At 64.3% G+C, this 17,090-nt stretch carries 19 protein-coding genes; 8 read left to right on the top strand and 11 right to left on the bottom strand.

Translation table 11 applies throughout. The features are described from left to right. Positions 1–55: 55 nt before the first annotated feature. Genes HV823_RS01435 through HV823_RS01425 form a run of 3 tightly spaced genes read left to right on the top strand, consistent with a single transcriptional unit; the run spans position 56 to position 1,622 of the window. Positions 56–856 carry a heme ABC transporter permease gene (locus HV823_RS01435; protein ID WP_176947962.1) on the top strand — a complete coding sequence of 267 codons (801 nt, stop codon included), beginning with the start codon at positions 56–58 and terminating at the stop codon, positions 854–856. After that, entirely contained in the window at positions 853–1,014 is a 162-nt protein-coding gene (gene ccmD / locus HV823_RS01430) for a heme exporter protein CcmD (protein ID WP_176947961.1), read from the top strand. Before HV823_RS01435 ends, ccmD begins: the two co-directional genes overlap by 4 nt. Beyond that, positions 1,011–1,622: a DsbE family thiol:disulfide interchange protein gene (locus HV823_RS01425; protein WP_176947960.1), complete on the top strand. Its 612-nt coding sequence runs from the start codon at positions 1,011–1,013 to the stop codon at positions 1,620–1,622. Before ccmD ends, HV823_RS01425 begins: the two co-directional genes overlap by 4 nt. Positions 1,623–1,653: 31 nt before the next feature. Here HV823_RS01425 and HV823_RS01420 read toward each other — a convergent pair whose 3' ends face one another. Next, on the bottom strand, positions 1,654–2,295 hold the full coding sequence (locus HV823_RS01420) for a LysE family translocator (protein ID WP_176947959.1): 642 nt from the start codon (positions 2,293–2,295) through the stop codon (positions 1,654–1,656). Between the two features lie 231 nt (positions 2,296–2,526). Here HV823_RS01420 and HV823_RS01415 point away from each other — a divergent pair, with 231 nt between their 5' ends. Next, complete coding sequence (locus HV823_RS01415; RefSeq protein ID WP_176947958.1) at positions 2,527–3,729, top strand: multidrug effflux MFS transporter; 1,203 nt, start codon at positions 2,527–2,529, stop codon at positions 3,727–3,729. A 66-nt stretch (positions 3,730–3,795) separates the two neighbouring features. On the opposite strand, the gene HV823_RS01410 is transcribed toward HV823_RS01415, so the two are convergent. Continuing rightward, positions 3,796–5,019, bottom strand: coding sequence for an argininosuccinate synthase (locus HV823_RS01410; protein ID WP_176947957.1), 1,224 nt, complete (start codon positions 5,017–5,019; stop codon positions 3,796–3,798). Positions 5,020–5,144: 125 nt separating this feature from the next. After that, the gene (gene tenA, locus HV823_RS01405) at positions 5,145–5,804 is read right to left on the bottom strand and encodes a thiaminase II (RefSeq protein ID WP_210270656.1); all 660 of its coding nucleotides are present in this window, start codon (positions 5,802–5,804) and stop codon (positions 5,145–5,147) included. A 102-nt stretch (positions 5,805–5,906) separates the two neighbouring features. On the opposite strand from tenA, the gene HV823_RS01400 reads away from it, so the two are divergent. Beyond that, positions 5,907–6,557 carry a LysE family translocator gene (locus HV823_RS01400; protein ID WP_176947955.1) on the top strand — a complete coding sequence of 217 codons (651 nt, stop codon included), beginning with the start codon at positions 5,907–5,909 and terminating at the stop codon, positions 6,555–6,557. A 45-nt stretch (positions 6,558–6,602) separates the two neighbouring features. Here the strand turns inward: HV823_RS01400 and HV823_RS01395 are convergent, their stop codons facing one another. The 7 genes from HV823_RS01395 to mtgA all read right to left on the bottom strand — a co-directional run bounded on the left by HV823_RS01395 (position 6,603) and on the right by mtgA (position 12,813). Beyond that, a complete protein-coding gene (locus HV823_RS01395) occupies positions 6,603–7,397 on the bottom strand; it encodes an ATP-binding cassette domain-containing protein (protein WP_176947954.1) in 795 nt (264 codons plus the stop codon). Continuing rightward, on the bottom strand, positions 7,394–8,275 hold the full coding sequence (locus HV823_RS01390) for an ABC transporter permease subunit (RefSeq protein WP_176947953.1): 882 nt from the start codon (positions 8,273–8,275) through the stop codon (positions 7,394–7,396). The genes HV823_RS01395 and HV823_RS01390 overlap by 4 nt, the downstream gene beginning before the upstream one ends. A gap of 124 nt (positions 8,276–8,399) precedes the next feature. Further along, a complete protein-coding gene (locus tag HV823_RS01385) occupies positions 8,400–9,353 on the bottom strand; it encodes an ABC transporter substrate-binding protein (RefSeq protein ID WP_176947952.1) in 954 nt (317 codons plus the stop codon). Positions 9,354–9,504: 151 nt separating this feature from the next. Next, positions 9,505–10,680, bottom strand: a complete 1,176-nt coding sequence (rlmN, locus tag HV823_RS01380) for a dual-specificity RNA methyltransferase RlmN (protein ID WP_246300711.1) — start codon at positions 10,678–10,680, stop codon at positions 9,505–9,507. A 334-nt stretch (positions 10,681–11,014) separates the two neighbouring features. Next, on the bottom strand, positions 11,015–11,200 hold the full coding sequence (gene rpmF / locus HV823_RS01375; protein ID WP_097137963.1) for a 50S ribosomal protein L32: 186 nt from the start codon (positions 11,198–11,200) through the stop codon (positions 11,015–11,017). A 188-nt stretch (positions 11,201–11,388) separates the two neighbouring features. Then, the gene (locus HV823_RS01370) at positions 11,389–12,048 is read right to left on the bottom strand and encodes a glutathione S-transferase family protein (RefSeq protein WP_176947950.1); all 660 of its coding nucleotides are present in this window, start codon (positions 12,046–12,048) and stop codon (positions 11,389–11,391) included. 78 nt (positions 12,049–12,126) lie between these two features. Continuing rightward, a complete protein-coding gene (gene mtgA, locus HV823_RS01365) occupies positions 12,127–12,813 on the bottom strand; it encodes a monofunctional biosynthetic peptidoglycan transglycosylase (RefSeq protein WP_425487625.1) in 687 nt (228 codons plus the stop codon). A 283-nt stretch (positions 12,814–13,096) separates the two neighbouring features. Between mtgA and HV823_RS01360 the strand changes: the two genes are divergently transcribed. The 3 genes from HV823_RS01360 (at position 13,097) to HV823_RS01350 (ending at position 15,824) form a co-directional block, all read left to right on the top strand. Then, positions 13,097–14,014, top strand: a complete 918-nt coding sequence (locus HV823_RS01360) for a polyprenyl synthetase family protein (protein WP_176947949.1) — start codon at positions 13,097–13,099, stop codon at positions 14,012–14,014. Between the two features lie 4 nt (positions 14,015–14,018). Then, complete coding sequence (hisC, locus tag HV823_RS01355) at positions 14,019–15,074, top strand: histidinol-phosphate transaminase (RefSeq protein ID WP_176947948.1); 1,056 nt, start codon at positions 14,019–14,021, stop codon at positions 15,072–15,074. A 108-nt stretch (positions 15,075–15,182) separates the two neighbouring features. After that, positions 15,183–15,824, top strand: a complete 642-nt coding sequence (locus tag HV823_RS01350) for a LysE family transporter (RefSeq protein ID WP_176947947.1) — start codon at positions 15,183–15,185, stop codon at positions 15,822–15,824. On the opposite strand, the gene ispG is transcribed toward HV823_RS01350, so the two are convergent. Further along, positions 15,825–17,078 carry a flavodoxin-dependent (E)-4-hydroxy-3-methylbut-2-enyl-diphosphate synthase gene (gene ispG / locus HV823_RS01345; protein ID WP_176947946.1) on the bottom strand — a complete coding sequence of 418 codons (1,254 nt, stop codon included), beginning with the start codon at positions 17,076–17,078 and terminating at the stop codon, positions 15,825–15,827. Between the last annotated feature and the right edge of the window lie 12 nt (positions 17,079–17,090).

The raw sequence follows: 17,090 nt of genomic DNA, 5'->3' as shown, positions 1-17,090 counted from the left end.
ATGTGATTGATTCCGGTCAATTGAAGCCTGGCAGGGAACGCGGTAAACAAGGCGCATGAACGAACAGAGCCTGGCCATACGCAAGTTTTCCGACCTCGCCAACCCGACGCGGTTCCTGGCGCTGAGCGGCGCCGTCTGGCCGTGGATGGCGGCGGCAACCGCGCTGTTTTTCGCCGTCGGCCTCTATCTCTGTTTTGCCACCGTCGGCGACTACCAGCAGGGCGAGACGGTCAGGATCATGTATGTGCACGTGCCGGCGGCCTGGCTGTCGATGATGTGCTATTCGGTGATGGCGATCTCCGCACTCGGCACACTCGTCTGGCGGCACCCGCTGGCCGACGTCTCGGCAAAGACCGCAGCACCGATCGGCGCCTGTTTCACCTTCATCGCACTCGTTACCGGTTCGCTCTGGGGCAAGCCGATGTGGGGCACCTGGTGGGTGTGGGACGCGCGGCTGACCTCGGTCTTCGTGCTCTTTCTGATGTATCTCGGACTGATTGCGCTGAACCGCGCCGTCGACGACCCGGCGCGCGCGGCAAAGGTCGGCGCCATCCTGATCCTGGTCGGCTTCGTCAACATCCCGATCATCAAGTTCTCGGTCGACTGGTGGAACACGCTCCACCAGCCGGCGAGCGTGATCCGGCTCGACGGCCCGGCGATCGATCCGGAATTCCTGCGGCCGCTACTGGTGATGGCGATCGCCTTCACGCTGCTTTTCTTCACGCTGCACGTTCTGGCGATGCGCAACGAGATCCTGCGCCGCCGCGTCGCCACGCTACGGCGCCTTGCGGCGCGCTCCGCCGGTCGCGGGGCGTCCGGACCAGCTACGGCCGGCCGCGGGGAGGGGCATCCATGACCCATCTCGGCTATGTCGCAGTCGCCTATGCGGCGACCTTCCTGACCGTTGCTGGCCTTGTTCTCTGGGTCTGGCTCGACGGACGCGCGCGAAGGCGGGATTTGGCCATTCTGGAAGCTGCCGGCATTCGCAGACGCTCGGCCGGAGAGGCGCAATGAGCATGCCTGCTCAGGACAAGCCGGCCGGTTCGCGCACGCGGGTGCTTCTGGCGCTTCTGCCACTCATGATTTTCGCCACACTGGCGGCGATCTTCTTTTTCCAGCTGCGTTCGGGACGGGACGTGTCGGAAATTCCCTCGGCGCTTATCGGCACGCAGGCGCCGTTCCGCGACCTGGAGCCGCTCGCCGGTGCCATGCGCGACGGCGTTCCGGTGCCGGCGCTGACGGCGGAAGCGGCAAAGGGCAAGCTGACCCTCGTCAACTTCTGGGCATCCTGGTGCGTGCCCTGCCGGCAGGAACACCCCGTGATCATGGCGCTGGCGCAGGATCCGCGGCTGACGGTGCTGGGCGTCAACTACAAGGACGGCAACGAGAACGCGTTGCGATTCCTCGGCGAACTCGGCAATCCCTTTGCGGCGATCGGGCTCGATCCGAACGGCAAGATGGCAATCGACTTCGGCGTCTACGGGATCCCGGAATCCTATCTCGTCGGTCCAGATGGCACGATCCTCTACAAGAAGGTCGGCCCGTTCGACGAGGATAGCCTGAAAAACGGGCTCATGCCGGCGATCGAAAAGGCGCTGGGCCAGCCGGCACCGGCCGGCTGAGCGATTTTCCAACGTCTTCGCGGTCCGGCGGTCATGCCCGGCGCCAGCCGGCAAGCCCGGGCGCTGCATGCCAGATCGCCTGTACGGCAAAGCCCATGAACAGCAGGCCGGACATGCGTACGATCGCAAGCTCATGGCGCTTGTAGAAACGGCGGACGATCGATGCGCCGATGATCGCGATCAGGATGATGTCGGCGATCAGGAAGCCGAAGAAGGAGACGGCTAGCAGCATCGGCAATGCCGAAAAATCCAGCGCATTCGAGGAGCTGGCGAGCAGGGCGGTAAACGTCGCCAGCGCGACCGGGTAGCCCTTGGGGTTGGTCAGTCCGAAAATCAGCCCGCGCCGCAGCGGTCGCTCCACGGCCAGCAGCGGCTTGTCCGTGCCGCGCGGCTTTGCCCGCAGCGCCGTCCATCCGATCCAGGCGAGATACAGGCCGCAAAGCAGGCCCAGCACGTCGAAGACCAGGGTGCCGACGGTCTTTGCGCCGACGATCGCCACAAGTGCAAGCGTCGACCAGACGAGATCGCCTGCGAGATGGCCGCCCATGAACATGGCGCCCGCCTTCCTGCCCTGGCCGGCGCCGATGCCGAGCAGCGCCAGGAAGGCCGGCCCGGGTATGAGCACGTAGAACAGAGCGGCCAGAAAGGCGCCGAAGAGCATGGATCCGGTCATGGGAAACTCCGCGAGGAAAGACCCGATCTGATCCTGCAATCGATCGTCCGTCAAGCGAGAAGCCGTTCGCGCCGAGGTGCCGCACTCAGTTCATCCCCATCACGTTCAAATCAAACATTGCAGGCGATTGGCTCCGGTCTCGCCCGCTGGATGCGGGTTGCTTTCCGCTGCGTGCGGTATGTAAGTGGGAAAGCACGGGCCCGAGGTTTTCGGGAACGCCAGGGAAGTTCGATGACGCCGATGAAGATGACCGAGCGCCGCACCACCCTGATCGGCGCGCTGATGACTGCGCTTGGTCCGGTTTCGATGGCGCTGTATACGCCGGCCATGCCGACCCTCGTGCGTGCGTTCGAGACGAGCGACGCCACGATCAAGCTGACGTTGTCGCTCTATTTCGGCGGCTTTGCCTTCGCCCAGCTCGTTGCCGGTCCTCTCGCCGACGCCTTCGGCAGGCGCGCAGCGACCATCCTGTTCCTGACGATCTATCTGGCAGGCAGCGTGATCGCCGCATTTGCCCCGAGCGTCGAATGGCTGCTGGCGGGCCGGCTGATCCAGGGCATCGGGGCATCCGTCGGCGTGACGGTGTCCCGGGCGATCGTGCGCGACCAGTTCGTCGGCAACGAGGCCGCCCGCATCATGAACATGATCGGCATCATGCTGGCGGTCGCGCCGGCGACGGCGCCGACACTCGGTGGCCTTGCGCTCGCCGCGTTCGGCTGGACCTCGGTCTTCTTCCTGATGGTCGGCTTCGGCATCGTCGCCTGCCTGGTCGCCATTCTGTTCCTGCGCGAGACGGTCGTTCCCGATCCCCGCCGCGCCGCACCCGGACCGCTGTTGCAGGCCTATCTCGAGCTTGCGCGCGACGCCCGGTTTGTTTCCGCCGCATTCGTCATGGGCGGGGCCATCGGCGCGCTCTACGCACAGGCGACCATGCTGCCCTTCATCCTGATCGGCGAGGCGGGGCTGACCCCGACGCAGTTCGGCTTGAGCATGATCATGCAATCGGGGTCCTATTTCCTCGGTTCCGTCGCGCTTCGACACTTCTCGCGTCGGCGCGAGGGACTGGCGGCGGTCAAGGTCGGGCTGGTCTTCATCGGGCTCGGCGCAGCGATGATGACGGGATCGTCCTTCTTCCTGCATCCGAGCTTCTGGACGATCATGGTGCCGGTCGCGATCTATACGATCGGCATCGCCTTCGTAGGGCCGCAGATGACCACGGCCGGTATGTTTCCCTTCCCGCATATCGCTGGCTCAGCCTCCGCCCTGATGGGCTTCATCCAGATGGGTTTCGGCCTGCTCGGCGGCATCACCGCGGCTACGATCGGGGTGCCCGTCGTCGCCTTTGGCGTCGTCGTCCCCTTCATGGGAGCGGTCGCCATCCTTTCCTTCCTATGCTTCGTTTCGGCAGCGGAGCGCGCGGGTCCCGTTCGGTAGCGCAGAAAAAACCCGCCGAAGCTGCCTCCGGCGGGTTCATATTCGCTCAGGAGCGTGACAGGCGCGTCAGGCCTTGCGGTTGCGGGCCGCCAGCGTGCGCAGGCGCAGCGCATTGAGCTTGATGAAGCCGGCCGCGTCCTTCTGGTCGTAGGCGCCCTGGTCGTCCTCAAAGGTGACGAGCTGGTCGGAATAGAGCGACTTTTCCGATTCGCGGCCGATGACCATGACATTGCCCTTGTAGAGCTTCAGCGTCACTTCGCCTTCGACATGCTCCTGGCTCTTGTCGATCAGTGCCTGTAGCATCTCCCGCTCCGGCGAGAACCAGAAGCCGTAGTAGATCAGCTCCGCATAGCGCGGCATCAGCTCGTCCTTGAGGTGCGCGGCACCACGGTCGAGTGTGATCGATTCGATCGCCCGGTGCGCGGCCAGCAGGATCGTGCCGCCGGGGGTCTCGTAGACGCCGCGCGACTTCATGCCGACGAAGCGGTTTTCCACGAGGTCGAGACGACCGATGCCGTTGTCGCGGCCGTAATTGTTGAGAGTCGCCAGCAACGTTGCCGGCGACATGCGCACGCCGTTGATCGAGACCGCATCGCCACGCTCGAAGCCGACCTTGATGACCGTCGCCTGGTCGGGGGCGCTTTCCGGCGAAATCGTGCGCATGTGCACGTATTCGGGCGCCTCGACGGCCGGGTCTTCCAGAACCTTGCCCTCGGAGGAGGAGTGCAGCAGGTTGGCGTCGACGGAGAACGGCGCTTCGCCTTTCTTGTCCTTGGCGACCGGGATCTGGTGCTGTTCGGCAAACTCGAGCAGATGCGTGCGGCTCTTGAAAGCCCAGTCGCGCCACGGCGCGATGATCTTGATGTCAGGGTTCAGCGCATAGGCCGACAGCTCGAAGCGAACCTGATCATTGCCCTTGCCGGTCGCGCCATGGGCGATTGCGTCGGCGCCGGTCTTCTTGGCGATCTCGATCAGGTGCTTGGAGATCAGCGGACGGGCGATCGAGGTGCCGAGCAGGTAGACGCCTTCGTAGACGGCATTGGCGCGGAACATCGGGAAGACGAAATCGCGCACGAATTCCTCGCGCACGTCCTCGATGAAGATCTCCTTGATGCCGAGCATCTCCGCCTTCTTGCGGGCAGGCTCCAGCTCTTCGCCCTGGCCGAGGTCGGCGGTAAAGGTGACGACTTCAGCACCGAGCTCGGTCTGCAGCCACTTCAGGATGATGGAGGTGTCCAGGCCGCCCGAATAGGCGAGGACGACTTTCTTGACGTCTTTGGGAAGTGCCATGTCAATGTGATCCGTACGCATGGGCGACCGGAAGCCGCCGGTTCTTCGAGAAATTCGGGGCACTCTTAGCGAGTTTTGCGGCCGGCGCAAGGTTTCGCCGCGGCGCCGCAGAAGCCGATTGCGCCTCAGGCGAGGTCGAGGCCCATCTGCCAGAAATCGGCTTCCAGCCGGGTCGCACCGCGAAAGACGCCTGAGAGAGTGTCGATGCGCGCATCATCTACCCGTGAAAGCATGTTGTCGAGCCAATCGACCTCGGCTTTGACGAGGGATTGGTATTCCGTCCCCGCATACATCTCGATCCAGCTGCGGTAGGGATTGCCCTCAAGCCGCGTGAAGGGTTGCTCCATGATCCAGCGTGCGATGTCGCCATAGCCGACGATGCAGGGAGCAAGCGCGACATGCAGGTCGAGCAGGTCGCCGCTCATTCCGGCGTCGAGCACGTAGCGCGTATAGGCCATGGTCGCGCGCGATTCAGGCAATGTCTCCAGATCTTTTTCTCCGATACCCCAGTTCGCGCAGAAAGAGACATGAAGCCCGATCTCGACATCGACGATCGCCTTGAGGCTCGCAAGCCCCTGGCGGATCTCGGACAGGTTCCGGCTCTTGTAGACGGCAAGTCCCCAGGCTCGGGCGAACTGGATGAGGAACAGGTAGTCCTGCTTCAGGTAATGGCGGAACGCTTCCTGGCGAAGCGTGCCGTCGGCGAGAGCGCGTACGAACGCATGTTCGCAATAGGACTTCCATTCGCCAGTGTTGCGGGCCTTGAGGGTTTCGAAATTTGCCAAAGGGGGTCTCCATTTTTCTCGCGACCAAGGCAGCAAAAAGCGGCCATTGGCCGACGACGGCAAGGGAGGTATAAGCAAGGCATTCATCCTTGGGAACCGATCATGGAATATCTGCCCTCGCTGGCGACGTTCATCGCCTTCACCGCTGCAAGCCTTCTTCTGGCGGCAACGCCGGGACCCGACATGACGCTTTCGATCAGTCGGGCCCTGTCGCAGGGCCGCGGGCCGGCGCTCTGGGTGGTGTTCGGCACCAGCATGGGCATCGTCGTGCACACGCTGCTCGTCGCCTTCGGCATCTCGGCGCTGATCACCGCATCGCCCACTGCTTTCACGATCCTCAAGACCGGCGGCGCGGGCTATCTGCTGTGGCTCGCGATCCAGGCGATCCGCTACGGTTCCAGTTTTTCGGATACGCCCGGCACAGGCATCGCAATGTCGAAAGCATCCGCGCTTGCCAATATCTCCACCGGCTTCTGGGTCAATCTGCTGAACCCGAAGGTCATCATCTTCTTCATGACCTTCCTGCCGCAGTTCGTCTCGGCCGGCGACCCCGATGTCACCGGCAAGCTGATCGTGCTGGGGTTGCTGTTCATCGCGATCGGCATGCCGGTCAACACGATCGTCGTGCTGGCGGCCGACAAGCTTTCCGCCTGGCTGCGCAACAACAAGGGCGTCCTGCGCGGGCTCGACTATACGTTTGCCGGCGTCTTTTCGATCTTCGCCGTCAAGATCTTCATGACCCAGTCGCGTTGACCGAGACATCAGGGGAAGCGCCGACGCTACCCCTGACCTTCCATCTCAGCCGATCAGTAGCGCGTCGTCGTCCAGCGTCTGGCCGCGCATCTTGCGGAACATCGCGATCAGATCCTCCACCTGCAGGTTCTTGCGATTGTCGCCGGCAACGTCGAGGACGATCTCGCCGCCATGCAGCATGACGGTGCGGTGGCCGTAATCGAGCGCCTGGCGCATCGAGTGGGTGACCATCAGCGTCGTCAGCTTCCGCTCCGACACGATCTTCTGCGTCAGGTTCATGATGAATTCGGCCATGCCCGGGTCGAGCGCTGCGGTATGCTCGTCGAGCAGCAGCACGTCGGAACCGGCAAGCGTCGCCATCACCAGTGACACCGCCTGGCGCTGGCCGCCCGAGAGCAGGTCCATGCGGTCGCGCATGCGGTTTTCCAGCCCGAGGTTCAGCTCGGCGATCCGCGCGCGGAAATGTTCCCGCCGCTGCGTTCCGAGTGCCGGCGCAAGCCCGCGCCGTTCGCCGCGGCGCGCGGCGAGCGCCAGGTTTTCTTCGATCGACAGCGCACCGCAGCTGCCCGTCAGCGGATCCTGGAACACACGGGCGACCTGTCCGGCGCGCGCGGCCGTCCCCTGCCGGGTCACGTCGGCAGTCCCGATTTTCACCTGGCCCTCGGTCGCGATGACGTCGCCGGCGAGCACGCCGAGCAGCGTCGACTTGCCGGCGCCGTTCGAGCCGATGACGGTGACGAAGGAGCCCTCGTCGATCGTCAGGTCCACTCCGTTGAGCGCCTGCTTCTCCAGCGGCGTGCCGCGGCCGAAGACGACCTTGATTTTGGAAAGCGAGATCACGATGCGGCTCCTCCGCGGCGAAGACGCGGCAGAACCAGCGCCACGGTGACGAGGACCGCCGTCACGAGATTGAGGTCGGACGCCTGCAGGCCGAGCACGTCGGAGGAAAGCGCAAGCTGGATGGCGATGCGGTAGAGGATCGAGCCGAGAACGCAGCCGATCAGCGCCATCAGGATGCCGCGTGCGCCGAACAGCGTCTCGCCGATGATGACGGCGGCAAGGCCGACCACAATCGTGCCGACGCCGGACGTGACGTCGGCAAATCCATTGGTCTGGGCGAAGAGCGCGCCGCCCAGGGCGACCAGCGCATTCGAAAGGGCGATGCCGAGGTAGATCTGCCGGTTCGTGTTGACGCCCTGCGCCCGGGCCATCCGCGCATTGGCGCCGGTTGCCCGCATCGAAAGCCCCGCGTCGCTTTCGAGGAAGCGCCAGACGAGGAAGACGGCAACGATCACCAGCACGCCGACGAAGAGGGGGCGCACATAGAAATCGCGCAGGCCGTGGCCGAAGAACGGGCTCAGCATCGTGTCTGCATTGATCAGTGCGACGTTGGGCTTGCCCATCACGCGAAGGTTTACGGAGAACAGCGCGATCATCGTCAGGATCGAGGCAAGCAGGTTCAGGATCCGGAAGCGGACGTTCAGCATCGCCGTGACGAGGCCGGCGCCGGCACCGGCGACCATCGCCACACCCGCAGCCAGCCACGGATTGACGCCTGCGATGATCAGCACGGCCGTCACCGCAGCACCCAGCGGAAACGATCCGTCCACGGTCAGGTCGGGGAAATCCAGCACACGGAAAGCGAGGTAGACGCCGATCGCGACGAAGGCATAGACCAGCCCCAGTTCGACGGCACCCCAGAAGGCAATCATGCTCACGGCAACGGTTCTCTCTTCTTGTCCCTCCCGCGAGGGCGCGGGGCGGGCACTCAACGTATCAACCGCCGCCGGCGGACCGGCGGCGGTTTGATTCCGTCCAAAGCGCCTGGTTCAGCGCGTTAGCTCATTCGATGACGTGCGTTGCACGTCCGACGACGGCCTCCGGCAACGTAACGCCCATCTTGGCTGCCGCGGCCTTGTTGACGACCAGATCGGTGCCAGCTGCGACCTTGACCGGGATGTCGCCCGGATTTTCGCCCTTGAGGATGCGGACCACGATCTCGCCGGTCTGCTTGCCGACGTCCTTGTAGTTGAAGCCGAGCGCGGCGATCGCACCGCGCGACACGGAATCCGTGTCGGCCGTGAACAGGGGCAACTTGCCCTCTTCGGCAACGGCGACGGCACCTTCCAGCGCCGAAATGATGGTGTTGTCCGTCGGAATGTAGATCGCGTCGGCACGGCCGACCAGTGCGCGGGCTGCACCCTGGACTTCGGCGGACTTCGTGGCTGCAGATTCTACGACGGTCAGGCCGGCCTTTTCCGCTTCGCTCTTCAGTACTGCGAGCAGCGAAACGGAGTTCGCTTCGCCGGAATTGTAGAGGTAGCCAATCGTCTTGGCATTCGGCAGGATTTCCTTGATCAGCGCCAGATGTTCGGCAACCGGCGACATGTCGGAAAGGCCGGTGACGTTGCCGCCCGGCTTGTCCATGTCCTTCACCAGCTGCGCGCCGAGCGGATCGGAAACTGCCGTGAAGACGACCGGAATGTCGCGGGTCGAGGAAACCACCGCCTGGGCGGACGGCGTGGAGATCGGAACGATGACGTTCGGACCTTCGCCGGCGAACTGGCGGGCAATCTGCGCAGCCGTCGCCGGATTGCCCTGGGCGGACTGATAGATGAAGGTGAGGTTCTCGCCTTCCTTGTAGCCGGCAGCGGCAAGCGCTTCCTTGACGCCGTCGCGGGCTGCGTCGAGCGCCGGATGCTCGACGATCGCCGTGACGGCAACCGTCACGTCTTCTGCCCGGGCAGGAAGTGAAATTGCAACTGTTGCCGCCAAAGCAAGCAGAAGTGCGCGCATGAATTGATCTCCTCGAATAATTTTCGAGCAGTTTTTAGGGAATACGGCCCTCGGAATCAATTCGCGCTCGCCACTACATCAATCAAATTTGTTGACCTGAGTATTTCTTCATCCGCACGGCGGACGAAACAGGCGGGCAACGGCACGGGCGTCAGTCGTCCTCGCCGTGGCCGGCAATCATCATGGCCTCGTAAGCCATCCGGTCGACCTTGCGCATCCGCTCGGAGTCGGACTTCAGCTGGCCGCAGGCGGCAAGAATGTCGCGGCCGCGCGGCGTGCGGATCGGCGAGGCATAACCCGCCTGGTTGATGAAGTCGGCAAACTTCTCGATCTGTTCCCAGTCCGAGCATTGATAGTTCGTGCCGGGCCATGGGTTGAACGGGATCAGGTTGATCTTGGCGGGAATGCCCTTCAGCAGTTGCACGAGCAGCTTGGCGTCTTCGAGCGTATCGTTGACGTCCTTCAGCATCACGTATTCGAACGTGATGCGCCGCGCGTTCGAAAGGCTCGGATAGGCGCGGCAGGCTTCCAGAAGCTCCTTCAGCGGATACTTCTTGTTGATCGGCACCAGCATGTCGCGCAACTCGTCGCGCACCGCGTGCAGCGAGATCGCCAGCATCACGCCGATCTCCTCGCCGGTGCGATAGATTTCGGGCACGATGCCGGAGGTGGACAGCGTGACACGCCGTTTCGACAGTGACAGACCGTCCCCGTCCGTCGCAATCAGCAGCGCCTGCTTGACGTTTTCGAAGTTGTAGAGCGGCTCGCCCATGCCCATCATCACGATGTTGGACACCTTGCGCCCGTCGTGCGGCACGATCGCGCCGGCCGGTGTCTCGCGGTCCGGGAAATCGCCGAGGCGGTCGCGAGCGAGAAGAAGCTGGGAAAGGATTTCTTCCGCCGTCAGGTTGCGCACCAGCTTCTGCGTGCCGGTGTGACAGAAGGAACAGGTCAGTGTGCAGCCAACCTGGCTGGAGATGCACAGCGTGCCGCGCCCCTCCTCGGGGATATAGACCGTCTCGACCTCGACCGGTCGGCCCGCGCCGCGCGCAGGATAGCGCAGCAGCCATTTGCGCGTGCCGTCGTTGGAAACCTGCTCCTCGACGATCTCCGGGCGCGCGATGGTGAAATGCTCCTTCAGCATCTCGCGCATGTCCTTGGAAACATTGAGCATATGGTCGAAATCTGAAACGCCGCGCACGTACAGCCAGTGCCAGAGCTGGCTCACCCGCATCTTGACCTGCCGCTCCGAGACGCCCTTTTCGACCAGCGCCTTGCCCATGTCCTCCCGCGAAAGGCCGATCAGCGACGGCTTCTCCGAAGGCATCGCCTTGCGCGGCGGTTTCGCGGTCGAGGGCTCCGAGCCGTTCAGAAAATCCAAGGTCGCCATGGCTGCAATCCCGTTACGGCACGCGTCCCACGTCGCCCTTGAGCCCGCAGTCGCGCCGTCTCTCTATCGTGAAGTCTTCGGAGCCTTTGGCGCAGCATCTGGCGCGCGGCTCCTCGTGTTGCCCGCGCCTTTAGCATCGTTCCGCGACAAAGTCACGTGCGGCGCGCCGGATCGGTCGCCTGGCAGCGGCGATGACGAGGAAGAGGTGCCGGAAAAAGAAAAGGGCCGGTCGAAACCAGCCCTTTCCAAACGGTCTTCAACGCGAAGGCGCTTATGCGCTTTCCTTCGGCGTCAGAACCTGGCGACCGCGGTACATGCCGGTCTTCAGGTCGATGTGGTGCGGACGGCGAAGCTCGCCCGAATTCTTGTCTTCGATATAGCTCGGAGCCTTCAGGGCGTCGGCGGAGCGGCGCATGCCACGCTTGGACGGGCTCGTTTTTCTTTTCGGTACAGCCATTTCACTACTCCACTGAACGTGCGAACACGTCAGGGGCCATTTAAAAGGGCCGAAAAGACGTGTATCCATCTCGGAAATTTGGCGGGCTTATACATGGCAAATTCCCGCTTGACCAGTCCCTGTGGGGATTTTTTCATCGGCGGCGAGGCGGGAGCCCGATGGCAGGCGGTCCTGTGCGGCCTCGGCGCTCAGGCCTCGTCTTCCGGCACGATCCAGGTTTCGGCAAGTGCTGCCTCCTGCCACTTCTTCCAGGCCGGGTGCGCCATGACGCGGTCCATGTAGGCGAGCGTGCCCGGATCGCTGGTCAGGAGATAGGCGTGCAGGCGGTTGACCACCGGGGCGTACATCGCGTCCGCGGCGGAAAAGGCGCCGAACAGGTAGGGGCCGCCGGATCGCTCCAGCGCCTCGCGCCAGATCGCCTCGATGCGTGCGACGTCTTCCATCACCCCGTCGGGAAGCTCGATCGCGCGCTGCGGCCGGCGAATGTTCATCGGGCAGGCGTTGCGAAGCGAACGGAAGCCCGCAAGCATCTCCATCGAAATGGAGCGGGCGTGGGCGCGCGCTCCGCGGTCCGCCGGCCAGAGCCCGGCATCCGGAAAGAGCTCGGCCACGTATTCGATGATCGCCAGCGATTCCCATACCCGCAGCCTGCCGTGGTGCAGCACCGGCACGCGCCCCGTCGGTGAAAGCTCCCTGAAGGCCGGATTGCCGGCTGCGAAATCGAAGGGCACGACCCTGTCGGAGAAGGGGATGCCTGCCGCCTCCATGGCGATCCAGGGACGGAACGACCAGGACGAGTAATTCTTGTTACCGATGTAGAGGACGAGATCGGAGGTGGGGTCTGACATGGTGTTCGGTTCCCTGGGCTTTATTCGCCTGTAACCGTAGAGACGCCGTCCGGCTGGCACCAATGAAAAGACATGAACTCACTCATAAAGGCACTTGATATATTCGCCTGACCGGCTGGCGCGCCGTTCTATGACCACGGCGAGACGCTGCAGGCCGCGCCCTGGCTTGCCGGCGTTTCGGTCGATCGGGTTGGGCAGGGACACGGCGAGGAGGGCCGCCTGGCGCCTTGAAAGCTTGCTGGCGGGCACATCGAAGTGATGCTGCGCGGCGGCCTCGATACCATAGATCCCCGGGCCCCATTCGGCGACGTTGAGGTAGATCTCCATCAGCCTGCGCTTGCTCCAGACGGTGTCCGCCACCATCGCAAGCGGCAGCTCCAGCGCCTTTCTCACGAACGAACGGCCATTCCAGAGGTAGAGGTTCTTGACCGTCTGCATCGGAATGGTGCTGGCGCCGCGTGTCGAAGCCCCTTCCAGCGCATCGTTGACCACGCCACGCATCTCGCCCCAGTCGACGCCGCCGTGGCGACAGAACTGGCCGTCCTCCGACATCATGACGGACTGGACGAGCACGGGGGCGATGTCCTCGAAGTCGACCCAGCGACGATCGTAGCCCTGGAATGTCACTAGATCGCGCAGCATGAGCGTGGAAACGGGATGAACGAAGCCGAGCGCGTAGACGGGTATCAGCAGGTAGGGAAGCACCAGCAGGGCGAGCGCGACGAGCAACGCCTTCCGCCAGCCGCGCCGCAGCCGCCGGCTCACAGTCTCTTTTCCGTCAGCTCCCAGCCCGCCGGCTCCCGGCCCGGCAGCGCTGAGCGTGCCAGTACCGAGCCGGCTGGCGTCGTTGTGCCTGGCATCGAGCCCCGCCTCTGCGCGTCTTTCGGGTGAAATCTCCAAGGGCGGTGTCCGTCCTTTCGCCGTCGTGGGTTTTCATAGCGTCATGCCGCCCGGTTTGCCAGTGGTTGCGGCCAAACTTTGCTGCCTTTGCGGCAGCTATCCCACCTTCGCCGTTGCCTATCATCGCGCCGCATGCCAAAGAGCGGCCATGACCAGCCCTTCAGCCCTTTTCCGCCAGCGCCTGCAATCGAACGCCGCGGCCGTGGAGGCGACGCTTGCGGCCCTTTTGTCCGGCAATACCGAGGCCGGCGAGATCGCGCGGCCGGAGCGTTTGCTCTCGGCAGTCCGCCATGGCGTGCTGAACGGCGGCAAGCGGCTGCGCCCGTTCCTGGTGATGGAAGCGGCGGCCTTGTTCGGCGACGGCTTTGCCGCGCCGGCGCTGCGGGTCGGGGCCGCGCTCGAATGCATTCATTGCTATTCGCTGGTGCACGACGATCTGCCGGCAATGGACGACGACAACCTCAGGCGCGGCCAGCCGACGGTGCATATCGCCTATGACGAGGCAACGGCCATCCTCGCCGGCGACAGCCTGCTGACGCTGGCATTCGACATTGTTGCCGCGCCGGAAACGATGCTTGCCGACCGGATCAAGACGGCACTCGTGCTGGCGCTTGCGCGCGCTGCAGGCATCGGCGGCATGGCGGGCGGGCAGGCGCTGGACCTGGCGGCCGAACAGAAGGCGCCGGATGCCGAGGGCATCGTGACGCTGCAGGCGATGAAGACCGGTGCGCTGATCCGGTTTGCCTGCGAGGCCGGCGCCATCGTCGCGGACGCGGACGTGGAAGCGCGCAGCCTTTTGCAGCGCTACGGCGAGACCATCGGGCTGGCCTTCCAGCTCGCCGACGACCTGCTCGACCTGACGTCGGACGCTGCGACCATGGGCAAGGCCACCGGCAAGGATGCAGCCCGCGGCAAGGGCACGCTGGTTGCCCTCAACGGACAGGACTGGGCCGAGGAGAGACTGAACGCGCTGGTCGGCGAGGCGGAGGCCCTGCTTGCGCCGTTCGGCGAGCGCGGCGCCATCCTGGTCGAGACCGCCCGTTTCGTCGCCAATCGCAGGAGCTGACAGCATGAGCAAATTCTGGTCGCCGATCGTCTCGACGCTGAAACCCTACGTGGCCGGCGAGCAGCCGCGCATCGCCGATCTCGTCAAGCTGAACACGAACGAGAACCCCTACGGCCCATCGCCGAAGGCGATCACCGCGATGCAGGACGCCGTGTCGGACAGCCTGCGGCTTTATCCCGATCCGACCGCGCTCACCCTGCGGCAGGCAATCGCAGGGACCTATGGGGTGGAGACGGATGAGGTCTTCGTCGGCAACGGCTCCGACGAGGTGCTGGCGCACGCCTTTGCGGCCCTCCTCAAGCATGACATGCCGTTGCTCTATCCCGACATCACCTACAGCTTCTATCCGACCTATTGCGGCCTGTTCGGCATCGAAGCCATAGAGGTGCCGCTCAGGGAGGACTTCACGGTCGACCTTTCCGACTATGACCGGCCCTGCGGCGCGATCATCCTGCCCAACCCGAATGCGCCGACGGGGATCGGCCTGCCGATCGCCGCGATCGAGGCGCTGGTGGCCGCGCATCCCGATCAGCCCGTCGTGATCGACGAGGCCTATATCGACTTCGGCGGCGAGAGCGCGATTTCGCTGACGCGCAAATACGACAACCTGCTGGTCGTCCACACGCTGTCGAAGTCCCGCTCGCTTGCCGGCCTGCGCGTCGGCTACGCGATCGGCCAGCGGCCGCTGATCGACGCGCTGGAGCGGGTGAAGGACAGTTTCAACTCCTATCCGCTGGATCGCGTGGCGCAGGCGGGTGCTACGGCGGCGATCGAGGATGTCGTCTGGTTCGACGAGACGCGGGGCAAGGTGATCCAATCGCGCGAGCGCGTCACCGGTGCGCTGCGCCAGCGGGGCTTCGAAGTGCTGCCCTCGCAGGCGAACTTCGTCTTTGCCAGACACCCTGACCATCGCGGTGCGGACATTGCGAAGGGATTGCGGGAGCGCGCGGTTCTGGTGCGGCACTTCGCCAAGCCGCGGATTTCGGATTTCCTGCGTATCACGATCGGCACGCCTGAGGAATGCGACAGGCTGGTGGCGGCTCTCGACGAGATCGTCTAAGGGCGGGCGGCAGCCTGATGTGACCGTGCAGTCGCCGCTTCGTCGCCGATGTTGCGCTGAGCGTCGGCGGCGAATTAGGGCCGAGCGAAGCTTGCGGAGGTTCAGACAGTGCAAGAGATCCTGCCTTATTTGCCGCAGCTAGCTGTCGGCTGGACGGCCTATCTGATCGCCACGGCTTCGCCCGGACCGGCGATCCTTGCGATCATCGCGACATCTGTCGGCCAGGGTCGCAGTTCGGGTTTGGCTTTGGCATTCGGCGTGCTTACAGGCTCCTACTTCTGGGCGCTGCTGACCGCATCAGGGCTGTCCGCGCTGGTGCGGGCTTACGGGCATGCGATCATCGTGCTGAAGGTCGCAGGCGGGCTGTATCTGCTCTGGCTTGCCTGGAATGCGATGCGATCGGCGATGCGCGACGGTGCGGCATATAATGCACGGCAGGTCCTGGCGGCACTTTCATTGCGCAAGCAATATCTGAAGGGGCTCGGCATCCACCTGACCAACCCGAAGGCAATTTTCAGCTGGATCATGCTGACCTCGCTCGGCATGCCGGCGGGTGCGCCGTCATGGACCATGGCCGTCTTCATCGGCGGCTGCATGATGATCGGGCTTGTGACCTTCGTCGGGTTCGCACTGGTGTTCTCGCTGGCGCCGGTGCACCGTGCCTACCTGCGCTCGCGCCGGGTGATCGAGGGCGCGATGGCGGCGTTCTTCGCCTTTGCCGGCCTCAAGCTGCTGACGACCCGGATCTGACTATTCCGCCGCCGCCTGACCCTGGCCGAAGCGCTGCTCGATATAGTCGGTAACGAGGGCTTCGAAATCGCCGGCGATATTGGTGCCGCGCAGCGTCATCGCCTTCTTGCCGTCGATATAGACGGGTGCAGCCGGCAGTTCGCCGGTGCCGGGCAGCGAGATGCCGATATCGGCGTGCTTGCTCTCGCCCGGTCCATTGACGATGCAGCCCATCACGGCGACCTTCAGCGCTTCCACGCCCGGATATTTCTCGCGCCAGACCGGCATGTTCTTGCGGATGTCGTCCTGGATCTTCTGGGCGAGCTCCTGGAACACCGTCGAAGTCGTACGGCCGCAGCCGGGACATGCGGCGACGACCGGCACGAACTGACGAAAACCCATCACCTGCAACAGTTCCTGGGCCACCTGCACCTCGCGGGTGCGGTCGCCGCCCGGCTCGGGGGTCAGCGAGATGCGGATCGTGTCGCCGATGCCCTGCTGCATCAGGATGCCGAGAGAGGCCGACGAGGCGACGATGCCCTTGGTGCCCATGCCGGCCTCGGTCAGGCCCAGATGCAGCGCATGGTCGGAACGGGCCGAAAGCATGGCGTAGACGGCGATGAGATCCTGGACATTGCTGACCTTGGCCGACAGGATGATGCGGTGGCGCGGCAGGCCGATCTCCTCGGCAAGCTCGGCGGAGAGCAGCGCAGAAGCGCAGATCGCCTCGCGCATGACCTGCTGGGCGGTGAGCGGAAAGCCCTTGGCCTGATTGTCGTCCATCATCCGGGTCAGCAGTTCCTGGTCCAGCGAACCCCAGTTGACGCCGATGCGCACCGGCTTGTCGTAGCGGATCGCGGTCTCCACGATCGCGCCGAACTGCTTGTCCTTCTTGTCCTTGAAGCCGACGTTGCCGGGATTGATGCGGTACTTCGCCAGCGCCTCGGCGCAGGCGGGGTGGTCGGCGAGAAGTTTGTGGCCGATATAGTGAAAGTCGCCGACCAGCGGTACGTCCATGCCGAGCCGCAACAGGCGCTCGCGGATCTTCGGCACGGCGGCAGCGCTCTCGTCGCGATCGACGGTGATGCGGACGATTTCCGAACCCGCGCGGAAGAGGGCTGCGACCTGTGCCACCGTGGCGTCCACGTCGGCGGTATCGGTGTTGGTCATCGATTGAACGACGACAGGCGCCCCGCCTCCGACCATGACGCCGCCGACGTCGACGCCGACGGACTGGCGGCGCGGTTTTGGCTCGAAATCGAAGGAGAAGGACATGGCTGCCTCGTC

This window comes from Mycoplana rhizolycopersici (assembly GCF_013378445.1).
Classification (GTDB): domain Bacteria; phylum Pseudomonadota; class Alphaproteobacteria; order Rhizobiales; family Rhizobiaceae; genus Mycoplana; species Mycoplana rhizolycopersici.
Note: the sequence above shows the minus strand (reverse complement) of the source record. Positions and strands in the feature narration are given on the sequence as shown.